At 45.7% G+C, this 14,941-nt stretch carries 16 protein-coding genes; 3 read left to right on the top strand and 13 right to left on the bottom strand.

Going from position 1 to position 14,941, the window contains the following annotated elements:
- Positions 1 to 75 precede the first annotated feature (75 nt).
- The 4 genes from IKW96_RS09015 to IKW96_RS09000 all read right to left on the bottom strand — a co-directional run bounded on the left by IKW96_RS09015 (position 76) and on the right by IKW96_RS09000 (position 3,839).
- Positions 76 to 1,056 carry a Gfo/Idh/MocA family oxidoreductase gene (locus IKW96_RS09015; RefSeq protein WP_296573431.1) on the bottom strand — a complete coding sequence of 327 codons (981 nt, stop codon included), beginning with the start codon at positions 1,054 to 1,056 and terminating at the stop codon, positions 76 to 78.
- Positions 1,057 to 1,075: 19 nt separating this feature from the next.
- Positions 1,076 to 1,552, bottom strand: coding sequence for an LURP-one-related family protein (locus IKW96_RS09010; RefSeq protein ID WP_296573428.1), 477 nt, complete (start codon positions 1,550 to 1,552; stop codon positions 1,076 to 1,078).
- A gap of 41 nt (positions 1,553 to 1,593) precedes the next feature.
- Entirely contained in the window at positions 1,594 to 2,415 is an 822-nt protein-coding gene (locus IKW96_RS09005) for an RNA methyltransferase (protein WP_296573425.1), read from the bottom strand.
- Positions 2,416 to 2,594: 179 nt separating this feature from the next.
- A complete protein-coding gene (locus IKW96_RS09000) occupies positions 2,595 to 3,839 on the bottom strand; it encodes a hypothetical protein (RefSeq protein ID WP_296573422.1) in 1,245 nt (414 codons plus the stop codon).
- Positions 3,840 to 4,054: 215 nt separating this feature from the next.
- Between IKW96_RS09000 and ligA the strand changes: the two genes are divergently transcribed.
- Positions 4,055 to 6,010, top strand: a complete 1,956-nt coding sequence (gene ligA, locus IKW96_RS08995; RefSeq protein WP_296573419.1) for an NAD-dependent DNA ligase LigA — start codon at positions 4,055 to 4,057, stop codon at positions 6,008 to 6,010.
- 81 nt (positions 6,011 to 6,091) lie between these two features.
- On the opposite strand, the gene IKW96_RS08990 is transcribed toward ligA, so the two are convergent.
- Positions 6,092 to 6,409: a hypothetical protein gene (locus IKW96_RS08990; RefSeq protein ID WP_296573417.1), complete on the bottom strand. Its 318-nt coding sequence runs from the start codon at positions 6,407 to 6,409 to the stop codon at positions 6,092 to 6,094.
- 170 nt (positions 6,410 to 6,579) lie between these two features.
- Between IKW96_RS08990 and IKW96_RS08985 the strand changes: the two genes are divergently transcribed.
- Together IKW96_RS08985 and IKW96_RS08980 are read left to right on the top strand one after the other, a co-directional pair.
- Positions 6,580 to 7,077: an RNA polymerase sigma factor gene (locus IKW96_RS08985; protein ID WP_296573415.1), complete on the top strand. Its 498-nt coding sequence runs from the start codon at positions 6,580 to 6,582 to the stop codon at positions 7,075 to 7,077.
- Positions 7,074 to 7,889, top strand: a complete 816-nt coding sequence (locus tag IKW96_RS08980; protein WP_296573413.1) for a zf-HC2 domain-containing protein — start codon at positions 7,074 to 7,076, stop codon at positions 7,887 to 7,889. Before IKW96_RS08985 ends, IKW96_RS08980 begins: the two co-directional genes overlap by 4 nt.
- A gap of 132 nt (positions 7,890 to 8,021) precedes the next feature.
- On the opposite strand, the gene IKW96_RS08975 is transcribed toward IKW96_RS08980, so the two are convergent.
- The 8 genes from IKW96_RS08975 to IKW96_RS08940 form a co-directional block, all read right to left on the bottom strand.
- The gene (locus tag IKW96_RS08975) at positions 8,022 to 9,140 is read right to left on the bottom strand and encodes a GGDEF domain-containing protein (RefSeq protein WP_296573410.1); all 1,119 of its coding nucleotides are present in this window, start codon (positions 9,138 to 9,140) and stop codon (positions 8,022 to 8,024) included.
- A gap of 227 nt (positions 9,141 to 9,367) precedes the next feature.
- On the bottom strand, positions 9,368 to 10,021 hold the full coding sequence (locus IKW96_RS08970; RefSeq protein WP_296573406.1) for a CpXC domain-containing protein: 654 nt from the start codon (positions 10,019 to 10,021) through the stop codon (positions 9,368 to 9,370).
- Between the two features lie 21 nt (positions 10,022 to 10,042).
- The gene (locus IKW96_RS08965; protein WP_296573402.1) at positions 10,043 to 10,531 is read right to left on the bottom strand and encodes a hypothetical protein; all 489 of its coding nucleotides are present in this window, start codon (positions 10,529 to 10,531) and stop codon (positions 10,043 to 10,045) included.
- Positions 10,532 to 10,798: 267 nt separating this feature from the next.
- Positions 10,799 to 11,035 carry a hypothetical protein gene (locus IKW96_RS08960; protein ID WP_296573399.1) on the bottom strand — a complete coding sequence of 79 codons (237 nt, stop codon included), beginning with the start codon at positions 11,033 to 11,035 and terminating at the stop codon, positions 10,799 to 10,801.
- The gene (locus IKW96_RS08955) at positions 11,013 to 11,501 is read right to left on the bottom strand and encodes a CDP-alcohol phosphatidyltransferase family protein (protein ID WP_296573393.1); all 489 of its coding nucleotides are present in this window, start codon (positions 11,499 to 11,501) and stop codon (positions 11,013 to 11,015) included. The genes IKW96_RS08960 and IKW96_RS08955 overlap by 23 nt, the downstream gene beginning before the upstream one ends.
- Position 11,502: 1 nt before the next feature.
- The gene (gene rlmD, locus IKW96_RS08950) at positions 11,503 to 12,858 is read right to left on the bottom strand and encodes a 23S rRNA (uracil(1939)-C(5))-methyltransferase RlmD (RefSeq protein ID WP_296573388.1); all 1,356 of its coding nucleotides are present in this window, start codon (positions 12,856 to 12,858) and stop codon (positions 11,503 to 11,505) included.
- A complete protein-coding gene (gene hemZ / locus IKW96_RS08945; RefSeq protein ID WP_296573387.1) occupies positions 12,822 to 14,306 on the bottom strand; it encodes a coproporphyrinogen dehydrogenase HemZ in 1,485 nt (494 codons plus the stop codon). The genes rlmD and hemZ overlap by 37 nt, the downstream gene beginning before the upstream one ends.
- Positions 14,296 to 14,937, bottom strand: a complete 642-nt coding sequence (locus IKW96_RS08940; protein ID WP_296573385.1) for an MBL fold metallo-hydrolase — start codon at positions 14,935 to 14,937, stop codon at positions 14,296 to 14,298. The genes hemZ and IKW96_RS08940 overlap by 11 nt, the downstream gene beginning before the upstream one ends.
- Positions 14,938 to 14,941: the final 4 nt, after the last annotated feature.

The raw sequence follows: 14,941 nt of genomic DNA, 5'->3' as shown, positions 1-14,941 counted from the left end.
GCACATTGTGCGCCCTTTTTCGTAACGCCGGGTGACTCCCTGTAGTACGGTGTTCCCTACAGATCTGATCACTATTCACTCTTCCGGAAATTTCATTCCCCACTGAGCGCGGCACTGATCCATGAGCTTCATAACTGCCACGGTATCACTGTGCGGAACGAGAGGACTTTCCTTAATACCGCTCTCAAGACAGCGGTGAACTTCATCGACTTCGTACTCATAGCCGTTGATATCGTCCTTACGCACAAAACGCTCGACCTCGCTGCCGCTGCGGTCATAGAGTATGCCCTCGTCCGTGCAGTGGAACCAGTTACCGAGGGTGATGAAGCCCTTGGTACCTGAAATAATGGCATTATTGCGGAGCTGTATCTCGAAGCCGTTGTCCATTGACGAGAAAGCGCCGTTTTTGTACCTGAAAAGGATAGAATTGCTCATATCAATGCCGTACATCATATGTGCGGAGCTGATTATCTCGTCAGGCACACCAAGCAGATCGTGTGTGAGAGTTATAGGGTAGATACCCAGATCAAGCAGGCAGCCGCCGCCGCAGTCGGAGCGGAAAAGCCTGTCATTTTCATTATAGGGGATAAAGTTGCTGAAATCAGCCTTGATGTACTCGATATCGCCGATAAGTCCCGAAGCTATCCACTCTTTCATCTTCCTGTAGACAGGGCGGCACTTCATCCACATAGCCTCCATGAAGAAGAGATCCTTTTCCTTGGCAAATGCAAGGAGCTTCTCCGTCTGAGGTGTGTTGAGGGTGAGGGACTTTTCACAGAGCACGTTTTTGCCGTTTTCAAGGCAGAGCCATGCGTCGCTGAGGTGTGAAGCCATAGGAGTTGCGATATAAACTATCTCTGCTCCGCTTTTTTCGGCGAATTCCTTATAGCTTCCGTAGTACTCGGAAAAACCGAACTTTTCAGCAAAATCCCTGGCTTTTTCATCGCTTCTTGAAGCTACGGCGCATAATTCCGCATATTCACTGTGTTTGAGGGCAGTTGCGAATGTGTGGGCGATCTTACCTGTTCCGATCACGCCCCATCTGAATTTTCTCATGATGATACTCCTTTCGTTATCAGCTTACCTGTGCCTGATCAATAACGCAGTCGATAGCGATTATCACAGCAAGAGCCATAACTATATCCTGTTCGTATGCTATGTCTATCTCATAACTGTCGCCCCATGACATCCAATGCTTGTGTATTGAAGCTATATAAGAGCCGCCGCAGGTTATCCTGTAGTCGTGAGCAAAGACGTTTCCGTCGATGTGCCAGCCCAGCCCCTCTACACAGTAATTCTGACTAAACAGCGTGAACTCCTTGACTACGTCCGCCATGTACTGACCATTTATAAAAACGGAGAACCGCGGCATAAAGTGCAGGAGCTTCTGCTGTACGAATCCGACTTCGCAGCGGTCCATGTCGTAGATGTGCATTTTTCTGCCAAGTGAGAATATCTCGCCCTCAGCTGTGAACATTACGTTTCCGTGCTCGTCGAAAATGTCGGTGCACTGTCTGAAAGAAAATAACCTTTGCTTAAAATAAAGTTTCATATTGATTACCCCATATCATTATATATTCATACTCCGGAGAGTTATGAGCTGTGTTTCCTGCCCAGCTGCCAGAAAGCAACTGCACTTGCGGCGGCAACATTCAGCGAATCAACGCCGTGAGACATCGGTATTTTCACGGTATAATCGCAGTCCGCTACTGTTTTGTCCGCAAGCCCCTCGCCCTCGGTTCCGAGAACGACAGCAAGCTTCGGTATATCTGCAAGCTCGGGAGCGTCGATACTTACCGAATCGTCGCTGAGTGCCATAGCAGCAGTCCTGAACCCCATTTCGCGGAGCTGCTGCGGATAATCGCGGTCGCTTGCAAGATAAGTCCACGGTATCTGAAAAACAGTACCCATGCTCACACGGGATGAGCGCCTGTACAGAGGGTCGCTGCACGCAGGAGTGAGCAGTACCGCGTCCATGTCAAGAGCGGCGGCGCTGCGGAAGATTGCTCCGATATTTGTGGGATTGACCACGTTTTCGAGTACAGCCACACGCCGCGCATTGCTGCACAGATTTTCAACAGCGGGAAGCTCCGCACGTCTGAAAGCACATAGCGCACCTCGTATAAGCTTGAAGCCTGTGATCTCTGTAATATAGTCGAAATCGCCGGTATATACAGGAACTTTACCTACAAGAGGGAGCAGCTCCTTCATCTGACCGTTGATGTCCTTGCGTTCCATAAGCAGAGAATATGGAACATATCCTGCGCTGAGAGCGCGCTCGATGACCTTGGGGCTTTCCGCTATGAAGAGTCCCGGCCCGGGCTCGAAAAAGTGGAGCAGCTGCGGCTCAGACAGCGACGTGAATATATTGAGCTTGTCCTTTATGCTGTCGTTTATTTCAATTATATTTGACATAGTTTGCCTTTCTGTCTGTAGGGAACGCCGCTCTCGGCGTTCCATGAGTTGAAAGTTATGAACTGCTGAGGTAAATCAGAATTGTGCATGAACGGTTTTATTATCTCGTTCATCCATTCAATTGCGATTTATATTATCAAGCTGTAGCGCAAAAAGCTAAAGGCTTACGGCTCAATGACTTAAATGTATTTCAGCTCGGCTAAAGCCCAGTCGTCAGTGGTGATCTCATACTTATTTCCGCAGTACGGACAGTTTCTGTTTTTCGTTGCATCAAAGCTCGCACAACAAGACGGGCATGAGATCTTCGTCATGGAAAAGTTAAAATTCACAGGGATATCAGTGCGGCGCTTCAATACTGCGCTAAAAACCTGCTTTTTGAAAAACACCTTGTCGCCGCTTGCATAAAGCACATCAAAATAAGCCTTTGTTTCGACTGTTACGAAATGTCCCTCTTCACGTATGCTCTTACAGCCTAACGCACCGCCGTAATTCAGGTCTATAATGTCCTTCATCTTCGGATCAAGCTTTTCCCCTTCATAAAACAAAAGCTCACTCTCATCCTCGGAAAACACAGCCGTTTTGATAAGGGACAGTGTCTTGCTGGTAAAATACTCATAAGAAAACTCGGGACTGATCTTTTTCATTCGTTTCTCAAATTTGCTTCGTGAACCTGCTGTCCCCATTTTCCCCGCAGAGGAAATTGCTCCCACGATAAGCTTCATTAACAGAAAATAAGCATACAAAATATACGCAATAAAAATGCTTCCTATGGCAAAGCCGATATAAAAGCCTATACTTTTGTGAAGGATAAGGCAAAGAATAAACATGGCGATAAGAGTAATGGCATATGAAACCAGATATCCTGACATGAACTCCTTTTTTGTCATTCCGGGACTATCTAAAAAATAATATGATGTTACCTTAGGGAAAAGGTCATCTATCTGAAACCTTGTTCCACAGTGAGGACAGCCGTTCTGAAGCCCGGCAACAGTTGAGACCGCACCGCAGTTCGGACAGCAGAAGGGATCATTATCCGGATGAGAACCTGTTACCACATCGGTTATCGTTTCGTATAAAACGCTCTTATGATCGTCGCTGTACTTGGTCTTTCCGCCGATCTTGACTTTTCGCTTTATTCCGCTTTGATTAAAGCAGACGGTACTTTCATAGTGAGCGTCTCTCCAGTTGCTGCCTGCTATGAATTTGTTTTTGCCGTCATCTCTGGAATAGATATCATAGTCAAGCTCAAGCCCTTTCCTGGATATCCTGTCATGTTGAAGTTTCAGAGTATATGTAATATCATTATCTGCAAAGGTTATGTTTTTTCCCTTGCCTACAGCAGCTCCGAGCGATGCTCTGAACTCATTTAATTTGCAGTTAAAAGCGTCTGGAACTTCTTTGATGTTAAAAAAATTATACCCCATAAAAATTATCCCTGCCTTTAAAATTAATGATTGTCATGATATGATCTGAATTATCCTATAAAGCCATAGCATAAAAAGCTAACTGCTTGAAATAATTATACCAGTTTCACTTAATTTCGTCAATATCCGCAGTCATAACTCTTTTTATCTTTTTCTATGGCTTTTTCTAATAAAATATGGTATAATAATAATACATTTCAATAAGGAGAACAGCCATGGCTACAAATGATATAAACAGAATGAAGGAGCTCAACGAGCTCCTCGCAAAGGCAGCGGACGCATACTACAACACGGGCGTGGAGATAATGTCCGACAAGCAGTACGACGAACTATACGACGAGCTTGAAGCCCTTGAAAAGAAGACAGGTGTCATATTAAGCGGAAGCCGCACACAGCAGGTGGGCTATGAGGTATCATCAGGGCTGAAAAAGATAAAGCACCCCTCGAAAATGCTGTCACTGGACAAGACAAAGAGCGTTGAGGAGCTGAAAAGCTGGCTTGGAGAGCATACAGGCTTTCTCAGCTGGAAGCTTGACGGCCTTACCCTTGTACTCACCTATGAGGGCGGCGAGCTGGTACAGGCTGTGACCCGCGGAAACGGCGAGATAGGTGAGGAGATAACCGCAAACGCCCGTCATATCAAGGGTATCCCTGCGCGTATCCCTTTCACGGGACGTCTTGTAGTCCGCGGCGAATCACTTATGAAGTACAAGGACTTCGAGCGTGTGAATGCGGAGATAGAGGACGGTACCAAGTACAAAAATCCCCGGAATCTCTGCGTGGGAACAGTGCGGAACCTCGATTCCCGTGTTACTGCTCAGCGAAACATAAACTTTTTTGCATTCAACCTTGTTTCCGCCGACGGATACGAGGAAAATTCATTTATAAAGCGCCTTGACTGGCTTGAAACACAGGGCTTTCAGCGCGTTTACGGTCTGACCGTTACTGCCGGAACATTGGAGGGAGCTGTTTCCGACTTTGAAAAGGCTGTATCCGAAAACGAGTTCCCCTCGGACGGACTTGTCCTCATGTACGATGATGTAGCCTATGGACTGAGCCTCGGCGAGACCTCCCATGCTCCGAGGAACGGCATCGCTTTCAAGTGGCGCGACGAGACCGCTGATACTGCGCTCCGCGAGGTTGAGTGGTCGGCAAGCCGTACCGGACTGCTCAATCCTGTGGCGATATTCGATCCTGTTGAGCTTGAGGGAACTACGGTATCACGCGCTTCGGTCCACAATCTCAGCATAGTTAAACAGCTCCGTCTGGGTATCGGCGATACACTGACCATTTTCAAGGCAAATATGATAATCCCGCAGGTACTTGAGAACAAAACAGCTTCGGGAACGCTTGAAATACCGAAAGTCTGTCCTGTCTGCGGAGAAGCCACAGAGGTACGCACTTCCGACGAGGATGTGGAAACTCTCGTATGCCCCAATAAGGACTGTGCCGCCAAGCATATCGGCAAATTCGAGCATTTCGTGCAGCGCGACGCCATGAACATAGTCGGAATGTCCACAGCGACCATAGAGACTCTTGTTTCCGAGGGATTTGTCCGTGAATTCCGCGACTTTTACCACCTTGACGACTACAGGTTCAAAATAGTGGTGCTTGAAGGCTTCGGAGAGAAGTCCTACCAGAAGCTTGCCGACGCAGTTGAAGCTTCGCGCAGAACAGAGCTGAGCCGTGTGCTCTACGCAATGGGCATACCGAATATAGGCAGACAGGCTTCGCGCCTTATCTGTGCGGAGTATCCCACAGCCGACAGGCTTGAGCACCTTACCGCCGCAGAGCTGACAGCTATTGACGGCATAGGCGAAGTACTCGCCAACGATTACGTGAAGTTCTTTGCTGACGAGAAGAATCTTGCGGAGTTCCGTAACCTTCTTGCGGAGCTGACGATAGAGGAATCCTCCGCAGTAAACAGCGAGTCCGCCATAGCAGGCAAGACCTTTGTTATCACGGGAGCGGTGCATATATGGAAGAACCGCAACGAGCTGAAAGCCTTTATCGAGCAGAACGGCGGAAAGGCGGCAGGTTCGGTATCCTCAAAGACAGACTACCTTATCAATAACGACAATACGTCGAACTCCACGAAGAACAAGACCGCAAAGGAGCTTGGCATACCGATAATAACCGAGGAAGAGTTTCAGGCGCTTATCAATGTTTGATTTTTGTACGTGCGGATATTGGGTACACATTATAAAAAACCGAAGCATATTCAAATGCTTCGGTTTTTTTACAGAAATACTTTACATGGGGACAAAGTTATTATTTTCAATATAAAAATATTTATTGCCTTTTCGTGGAGTAAATTCACTAAAATTAAAATCTCTTGAATTTATGTAATTAATTGCCTTATTTATATCTGTAAACAAATAGAATTCTTCTTTGAATGTGCCGTTTTCTCCAAACGGATCATTTTTCAGATTGCCTTCAAAGAAATATACATAATAAAGATCATCTTTCTTTTGTATTCCGCATTCTATTATTAATATATCTCCGTCCATATGCGAATAACCTATCTGTTTACCCTTATCCAGCATTATGATTTGTTTTTCATTTTCCATTCATATCACCTGTAAATAAACGAGTATAAATTGCTTCCGTTTTCTTGCTTAGATTATATCTCATGAATGTTTTTTTGTCAATAGAAAGTCTTACTTTGTACAGAAATTTTTTGAAAAATCTGTAATAAACTCCAAAGTCATTCGTCTATATAAATGAAGGTGGTGAGAAGATGAAGCAGGAACTGCACGAGATATACGAAAAATACAGCTCCGACCTGTATTCCTTTATCCTGAGAATGTGCTGCAACGAGCAGCTTGCAAAGGACATTCTGCAGGACACGATGCTGAAAGCGATGACAAGCGCCGAAAGCTTTAATGGAAGCTGCTCTGTAAGGACGTGGCTGTATACGATAGCGAAGAATCTGTGGTACGACCACCTGAAAAAGTCAGAGAACCACAATAAGTCCCTTGACAGCATAAGCGAGCCCGTTTCACCAGTGAGCATAGAAAGCTGTTTTGCGGACAGGGAAACAGCCCTGCATATCCATCATCTTCTGCATGAGCTCGAAGAGCCCTACCGCGAGGTGTTCACCCTGCGTGTTTTTGCGGAGCTGAGGTTTGCGGACATCGCAAAGGTATTCGGCAAGTCAGAAAACTGGGCAGGCGTGACCTATTACCGCGCAAAACAGAAGCTCATACAGCTTCTCGGAAAGGAGAGACTTTTATGAAAAACAGCGATATATCGTGTAATGTCATAGTTGACCTTCTGCCCTTGTACAAGGAGGAGATATGCAGCGAGGAGACAAAAGTTCTTGTGGAGGAGCACCTTGCTGAGTGTGCGGATTGCCGTCGTATCAGTGAGCAGGTGACAGTACCCGAAGTCGGGAAAAAAGAAGCTCCCACCGAGAACGAGACCTTTAAAAAAGTAGGGAAGAAGCTGAAAAAGAGCCGCTTTACAAAGGTTATGTCAGTGCTTATGTGCATATGTCTTGTACTGTTCGCAGGTGTCAACGGAGCATGGTATTTTCTTAGTTATCGTCCAATGAAAAGGCTTTGCGGTGGCATGGAAAGGATAGCTCCTAATGATGAAGAAAAGTACGATAGAGATGTCAGAAAGGTGACTGTATATTCAGCCGAGGACGACAAATACCAATATATAGTGTTTATGCCGCGGTATCTTGAATTCTCGACCGGCGGAATAACAGTTTCTCCAAAGGGGGCGATAACTATAGACGGGAACGGTATGACGCATATCAACGATACAACTGATCCTATACTCCGTATAGCCTTTTACAATGACCTGTTTTCAGATGATACTATCTTTGTGGGGGCACAGCGGGAAAGGATTTTTGAAGGGCAGGAGTCGAGGGAAATATTCGGCTTCCGTACCGATACGGACTTCAATTTTATAATGGAGAGCTATTATATAGATAATGAAAAGATTGCGGAATTGCGGGAGTTCATCAATACACACAGAGACGAGCTCAATGATATGAAAAAAGCCGCCCAGAACAAATGGGGCGACTATCTGAACAAATAAACAAGCGCCCGGGAATTATCCCGGGCGCTTTTGTGCAGGTATACAAAGTTGAAAATTATTTTTTTCTTATTAAACGGTTTTGCGTTTAATTTCATGTTTTTTTGCCCCTCTTACAGAAAGGCATATAAAGTCTCAGCTTGCAGCTTTCATCTGAGCCTTGTCCTCATACATTATAGCATCGACCTCTCTTAAAACGTCGTCCAGCCTCATGCCTTTCTTGAACTCGCAGAAGCCTGCCGCAATGCTGTAGCCCTTTTTGTGTACGTCTTCCTTGAGCTTCTGTACGGTAAGCTCCACTTCTGTATAAGTCGAATTAGGGAAAAGCACCTCAAATTCATCGCCGCCCATTCTGTAGAAGCGGCATCTTACGGGAAGTATCTCTCCTGCGCTCTCTGCAACTGCAAGTATAGCCTTGTCGCCTGCGTCGTGGCCATAGGTATCGTTTATCGGCTTGAGGCCGTTAAGGTCGATAGATATGACGTACATCTGCTTCTTGCTCATGTTCTTGATATCGTTGTAGAACGAATGCCGGTTGAAAGCGTCCGTAAGAGCGTCGCGCGACAGTGTCTCCGAGGTATAGAACATATAGTAGAATGTACACGAAAGGGAAGCCATACCGCTTATAAGGAACTTGTAGTGGAAAACGGCGTTCATGATGACCGCCATGACGATACCCACCGTAAGCGTCAGTATAAACACGCTTTCATGCTTGAATCCGAGCCTGAACTTTATAATAGCTGTAGTAAGGAGAACAGTTATGTATATAAAGCTGAAAATATAGGGCACGGGAGCAAGCGGTCCTAGTATACGGTTCCCGTCGCTGTCGAACCTGAAAACGCAGCCGTTAAAGATACTCGTGATGCAAAGTACTACATTGAAAAGCGCAAGACTTTCAATAATACGCCGGGTCTGCTTTTTCAGTACGTCCGTAACGAATATGAACGGCAGGGTAACAGTTCCGCTGATAGAAAAGCTTATCGCCGAAACTATCTTCATCAGCAATATGTGTCCTCCTGCGTCATTCAGGGAATAGACGATGATATTGCATATGACCATGACGAAAGAAAGGAGAGTACAAAGCAGGAACTTTGATCTTCTTTTCACGGACAGGGTCGAATTGAACAGCAGAAACAGGAAAAGAGTAATATCCGTAATAATTATGAGGTAGCTCATCTGAACAATATCCTTGAACAAATTATCAGCTCCTGTTTTTGATCTCTTGTCTGTTGCAGCATATGATCGAAGCGTCATGCTGCAATTGTCCGATATGCAGTGAGCAGCTCTCTGATCTGCTTATCTGCAAAGGTATAAAAATTATTTATAATGCCCGATTATGATTATTATACCATATTGTGTCAAAAATAGCAAGTACTGAAAAAACTTTTGGTCACTTTTACTTTGCCGCGTTATAATAGCACAAAGTGGCAAGCCAAATGCGATATGTATTCAAAAAAGCACAAAAAGATATAAGCTGCTGCTTACATTTTTTTATTGAGCAAATTCATAGCCCACTGTATATTTATAACGACTTCGGAATCCGAAAGGAGCTCGACCTTGAATTTCTTCACGATAAGGTCGTAATCGGCGCGTATGAACTCAGTTCTTGCCCAGTCGCCGCCGTCGAAAAGTAATGCGAATTTAATGGAGCCGTCCTTTTCCTTATTGAGATAGATCTCATTGACCTTGCTGTCCTTGTCCTTGTTCATGACCTCTGCGATGATGAAGAGCTTCATAAGCTCGATAACGCGGTCGTCGAAGCCCTCGTCGAGAATGAGGAGCTTTTCGTGGAGCTGATTGATATTGAAAACGACGCGCTTATGACAGCCGCTTTTGAGGGGAGTTTTCTCGTCATACGGGTCATGGCTGAGGTTTTTCATGAAGTTCTCGGCAGCCTGTGAGTACTCGGGAACAAAGTGGATAAGGAAGTTTTTATCGGGCTGATAGTAGTACACAGGGAAGAAAACAACAGAATCATTTCCGCATTCGGGACATTTCCACATAAAGGCGTCATTGTTTCTTATGCGCTCCTTCATTTCGGGAGCGTCGTCGGTGCTGATGCTTTCCCATGCGGTAAAATCGCCTTCTTTTCCGCATTTCGGACATTTGAGCTTTTCAATGTGATTTCTGGACATAGTTTTTTCCTCTTTTCTTTTTTACTTAAAAAGTTCTTTCACTTTTTCCTTTATATCTTCGATATTGTTGTTATTGCGGATTATTCTGTTAACTTCACCTATTTTCAGAGTGCTTTTGAAGTCTCTGAAAACTTGCTCGCCCCATAAATAGTTTCCGTGTTTCCGAGTTTTAATTAAGTTTTTATCTTTCTCATATTTCTCTATGAGATCATATGTAGCTTTAAGGGTGGAAGGTGGAACTCCGAAAGCCTCGGCAATAAAAAGGATAAGCTGCGGGCAGCGAAGATAGTTGTAAGTCGGCTTTTTATCAGGTATGTTACCATAGTAACCCTGGAAATGCTTTTTTTGTGTTATTCCTATCTTTGGAATCTCATCCGGTTCGACATTCCCGAGATAACCGCCTGTTGTCTGGCCTAAACCATTTTTTACAAATTCTTCAGCATAATAGTCTTTATCCGTTTTATGTTCTGGCAGTTTGGATATGTAATCGCAAATATCTTTATTGTTCATTTTCTGTTCCTTTTATTTCAAAAATCTTTGTTTTTTGTATTGAGCCCACGCATTCAACGCGCATATTCAGTTTAAGGAAAATGGATTTATATGAATAGTATACCATACTATTGTCGAAAAAGCAAGGGAATGAAGGAGTGGGCGGCGGTATAGCTTTTCAGCATATGCGCTTTCCGTTGGTTGAGTTCAGAACCAAAGAAAGCAGCCGCTCCTTAAAGATTGAAGCGGCTGCCTGTATATGGAGAGTTTTTGACCAGATTGCGGTATTTAAACAAGATAAAGCGGTGTAACGCTTTTATAATCCTTGCCCATGTAGCTGAAATTATTAATGAATACCTGTACGGAAAAGGACTTTTTCATATTGTCCTCGTTTACGATATCCTCGGCATTACCGAAATTATTTGTGCCGTCCCTGTTGAGGATATAACTACATAAGAAAAAAGTGCCGAAAAACGGCACTTTTCTTTTGGTATTCAGCATATTAGGCGGTATGGCGCAAAACATAATTACTTTCGTGTATTGCTGCAACCGTTGTGATAACGCATAGAGCTGCTGCGAAAAGAGTTGTATTAATCAGGTTGAAACTAAGCGGAAAAAAGAATAATGCTGCTCCTGCGATCTTGTTTATAACAGAATGGAATGAGGTGAGCTTTTTATGTCTGATGTAGTTGATAAAGAAGTTGGCAAGCTTGATAAATGCAATACCGGCGATCCATGGATATATCCAGATCGGCATTTCTATCAGTGGAAGAAATTTAATCATACAAACTGCTGTGAATACAATATCTGCGATCGTGTCAAGCTTAGCTCCGAATTCACTGACTGTATCTGTTTTCCTTGCCACTGCACCGTCGATCATATCAGTCAGACCTGCGGTTAAGTACAGAGCATAAAATGCAGGCGAAAACGGAGTGATAAAAAGCAGCAATATACTTAGAATGATCCTGCTTCCTGTTATAGAATTTGCCATTTTATTTCTTCCTTGACATCGAAACTGCACATTCAACGTGTCCTGTTCTCGGGAACAGATCAACGCCGCAGACCTTGTCCACGCTGTAACCCTTATCCGCAAGGAGCTTTGCGTCACGGGCGGCAGTTGCGGGATTGCAGGAGATCATGACTATCTTACGGGGAGCAGTCTCTGCGATAACGTCGATAGTCTCGGCTGAGCAGCCCTTTCTCGGAGGGTCAATCACGATGATATCGGGACTGCACCCATCTATTCTCAGCTTTCCGAAAAACTCGCCTGCGTCGCCGCAGTAAAACTCCGCATTGGGAATACTGTTCAGAGCTGCATTACACTTAGCGTTTTCCACCGCCTGCGGAATTATCTCAACGCCGACTATTCTTGCCGCTTTATGAGCCATGGAAAGTCCGATAGTACCTGCGCCGCAGTAAAGGTCGGCAATGGTATCGCTTTTCTCGGGAGCTGCATATTCCAGCGCTTTTGCGTAAAGTCTCTCCGCCTGCAATGTATTGACCTGATAAAAGGAAAGGGGAGAGATATTAACTTTATTTCCGCACATCGTATCCGAAATGGTATCGCTGCCCCATAAGGTCATGCAGCGGTTTCCGAGGATAACGTTTGTCTTGTCGGGGTTGATGTTCATGACTATGCTTTTTATATCCCCGAACTTTTCGGTGAGAGCTCTGCAAAGCGCGGAGAGCTGACGTGAAACGTCCTTTCTCACCACAAGACAGACCATTATCTCTCCCGAGTGAGCTCCCCTGCGAATGTAGATATGCCGCATTATGCCAGTATTTCTGCTTTCGTCATACACCGGTAGTTTCTTCTCGTTTATGTAAGCGAGGACAGCTTCGAGAATTTTGCTGAAGATCTCGGGCTGCAGAGCACAGTCCGTTACAGGAACGAGTCGGTGGCTCCTCGGGGCATAAAATCCGCATACAGCCCTGCCGTTCTCATTTGCAAGGGGATACTGTGCCTTATTGCGGTAATGTTCTGTAGTTTCTGCGGAGAGAAAGCTCTCAAACTCGGGAGAAAGACCGCCTATACGCTCAAAAGCGTCGCGGACGAGCTTGTTTTTCGTCCTGCACTCGGCTTCGTAGGAAATGTGTCTGAAAAGACAGCCTCCGCATTTTTTATATACCTCGCAGGAGTTTTCAATGCGGTCAGGGGAGGGCTCGATTATTTTTTCCAATATGCCGAAAGCATAGCTTTTCAGCACCTTGACCGTTTTTATCTCTGCGATATCGCCGACAGCTGTTCCGGGTACGAATACCGCCATACCATCGGCACGGCAGACTCCATTTCCCTCTGCGGTCAGGTCTGTTATCTCAGCTTCAAAAATTTGATTTTTTTCAGGCATTCCCTGACCTCCTGTTTCTTTTTCATGAGCTTGTCAAAGCTTCGTATGTACTCATAGGGGAATTTGTAGTTGTGTATGCGTTCTATCCTGTTGTTTTCGTACAGAAGCTTCGTTGAAGCCGCGCAGCCTGCGCCCAGGATAGTCTGTGTCTCGTCCATGATGAAGATGTTGTAGTAGCTCTCAAAGCCTTTTTTCGCGTATCCCACGTTTTCCAGGTTGTCCACGGTATTCTTCTGACGATACATATAGTATGGCAGATAGCCGTGTGACATCAGTGCGGGAATGCTGTAATCCACCATTTCTGCCGCAGGATTTGAGCAGTTCATATTTCCGTCTGCAAAGAGCGTAGCAGAGCGCTTTATAGTCAGTGTATGCACGGTTATGCTCTCTGGGTCGAGCTCTATCATCTTGTCGAGGGTATTGCGGAAGCTCTCCGCTGACTCTGTGGGAAGTCCTGCGATAAGGTCGGTATTGATATTGGTAAAGCCGACCTTTCTTGCAAGCTCAAAGGCTTTAAGTGCGTCAGCTCCCGAGTGCTTTCTGCCGATGACTTTCAGCACTTCATCGTTGAGCGTCTGCGGATTTACGGATATCCGACCTGCGCCAAGCTCCCTGATAACATGGAGCTTTTCCTCGGTTATGGTGTCGGGACGTCCTGCCTCCACGCTGTATTCGCGGACTTTTCCGATATCGAAGTTCTTTTCAACTGCTTCCATTATCGTTTTTAAGTCCTGAGCCGAAAGGGAAGTGGGAGTTCCGCCGCCGAAATAGATCGTATCTATTTTTGTGCCGGTCTCCTTCACGATATCGCCCAGTATCTCAAGCTCGCGGCAGAGTGCGGAAACGTACTCGGGCATGAGCTTCATTGCGGAGTCCATTGAATGTGATACGAAGGAGCAGTAGCTGCACCTTGTAGGGCAGAAAGGTATGGAAACATAGAGGCTGACAGCCGAACTGTCTATCTTTTCGACTATAGGGAGCTGGTTTACCGCCGTATCATAGGCAAGCTGAAGCTTTTTCTCCGTGACCTCGTATTTGTCCGACAGCCTTTTGAATATCTCGTCCTTTGAAAGCCCTGCATCCATGAGCTCCAGTACCTTTTTCACGGGGCGTATGCCCGTCATAAGTCCCCAGGGCGGCCTGATTCCTGTCTTTTCTGAGAGGATATGGAAAATCAGCCTGCAAAGCTCCTGTTCATTTACAGACGGGTCGTCGGTGCGGAGACTTTCTGATACGGCTTCGCTGCCTTTCAGCTTAACCTCTGCGGCAATGGTGTTACCGTCCTCCGAGACCTCGGCTATCACATATTCATCGCCTGTTATGTCCTCACGGGAAGTACCGAAGGTATAATGAGCCGTGCTGAAAAAGAGCTTCATTGTGGCTTCAACTTCGTATTTGAAGGAGTTCCCGATGAGGATTATGGGCATTTTGGTATTATCAGTCGTCATTTTTCCCTCTGAACTGTTTCATATATGGATTTGCTTCACGTTCGTAACCGAGAGTAGTGCTCTCGTTATGTCCTGGGAGCACTTTGTAGTCGCCCTGAAGGTGATACAGGGTGTTGAGTGAATAAGCCATAGCTGCATCGCTGCTGTCTGGGAAATCCGTTCTTCCCACAGAGCAGCAGAACAGGGTATCGCCCGAGAAAATAACGTCCTCGCATATATAGCAAACGCTTCCCCTTGAATGACCGGGAGTGTGGAGGACCCTGAACGAGCAGTCTCCGTCGTTTATGTAGCAGTCGCCGAAGATACAGGTCCAGTCGGTAAGGGGCACAAAGTCTATGAATGACATATTCGAGGCAAGCGAAGCGGATTCGCTCGTGAGCATATGAGCGTCCAGCTCATGGATATAGACCTCCGCCCCTGTAGCCTGATGTACTTCCTCTGCGCCTCCTATGTGGTCAAAATGGCCGTGAGTGAGGAGTATCTTTCCCAGACGGAGCTTCTTCATTTTCAGGAATTCCAGCAGGAGCCTGCTGTCTCCGCCTATATCTATGGCAACGCAGCGCCCCGGTGCAGTTTCAACTATATAGCAGTTGGAACGGAGCGGTCCGAGCTGTAAATGGTGTATTTTCATGTAT

Origin of the sequence: Ruminococcus sp. (assembly GCF_017549005.1) — a bacterium.
Classification (GTDB): Bacteria; Bacillota; Clostridia; order Oscillospirales; family Ruminococcaceae; genus Ruminococcus.
This window is presented reverse-complemented; position numbering and strand designations above follow the sequence as displayed.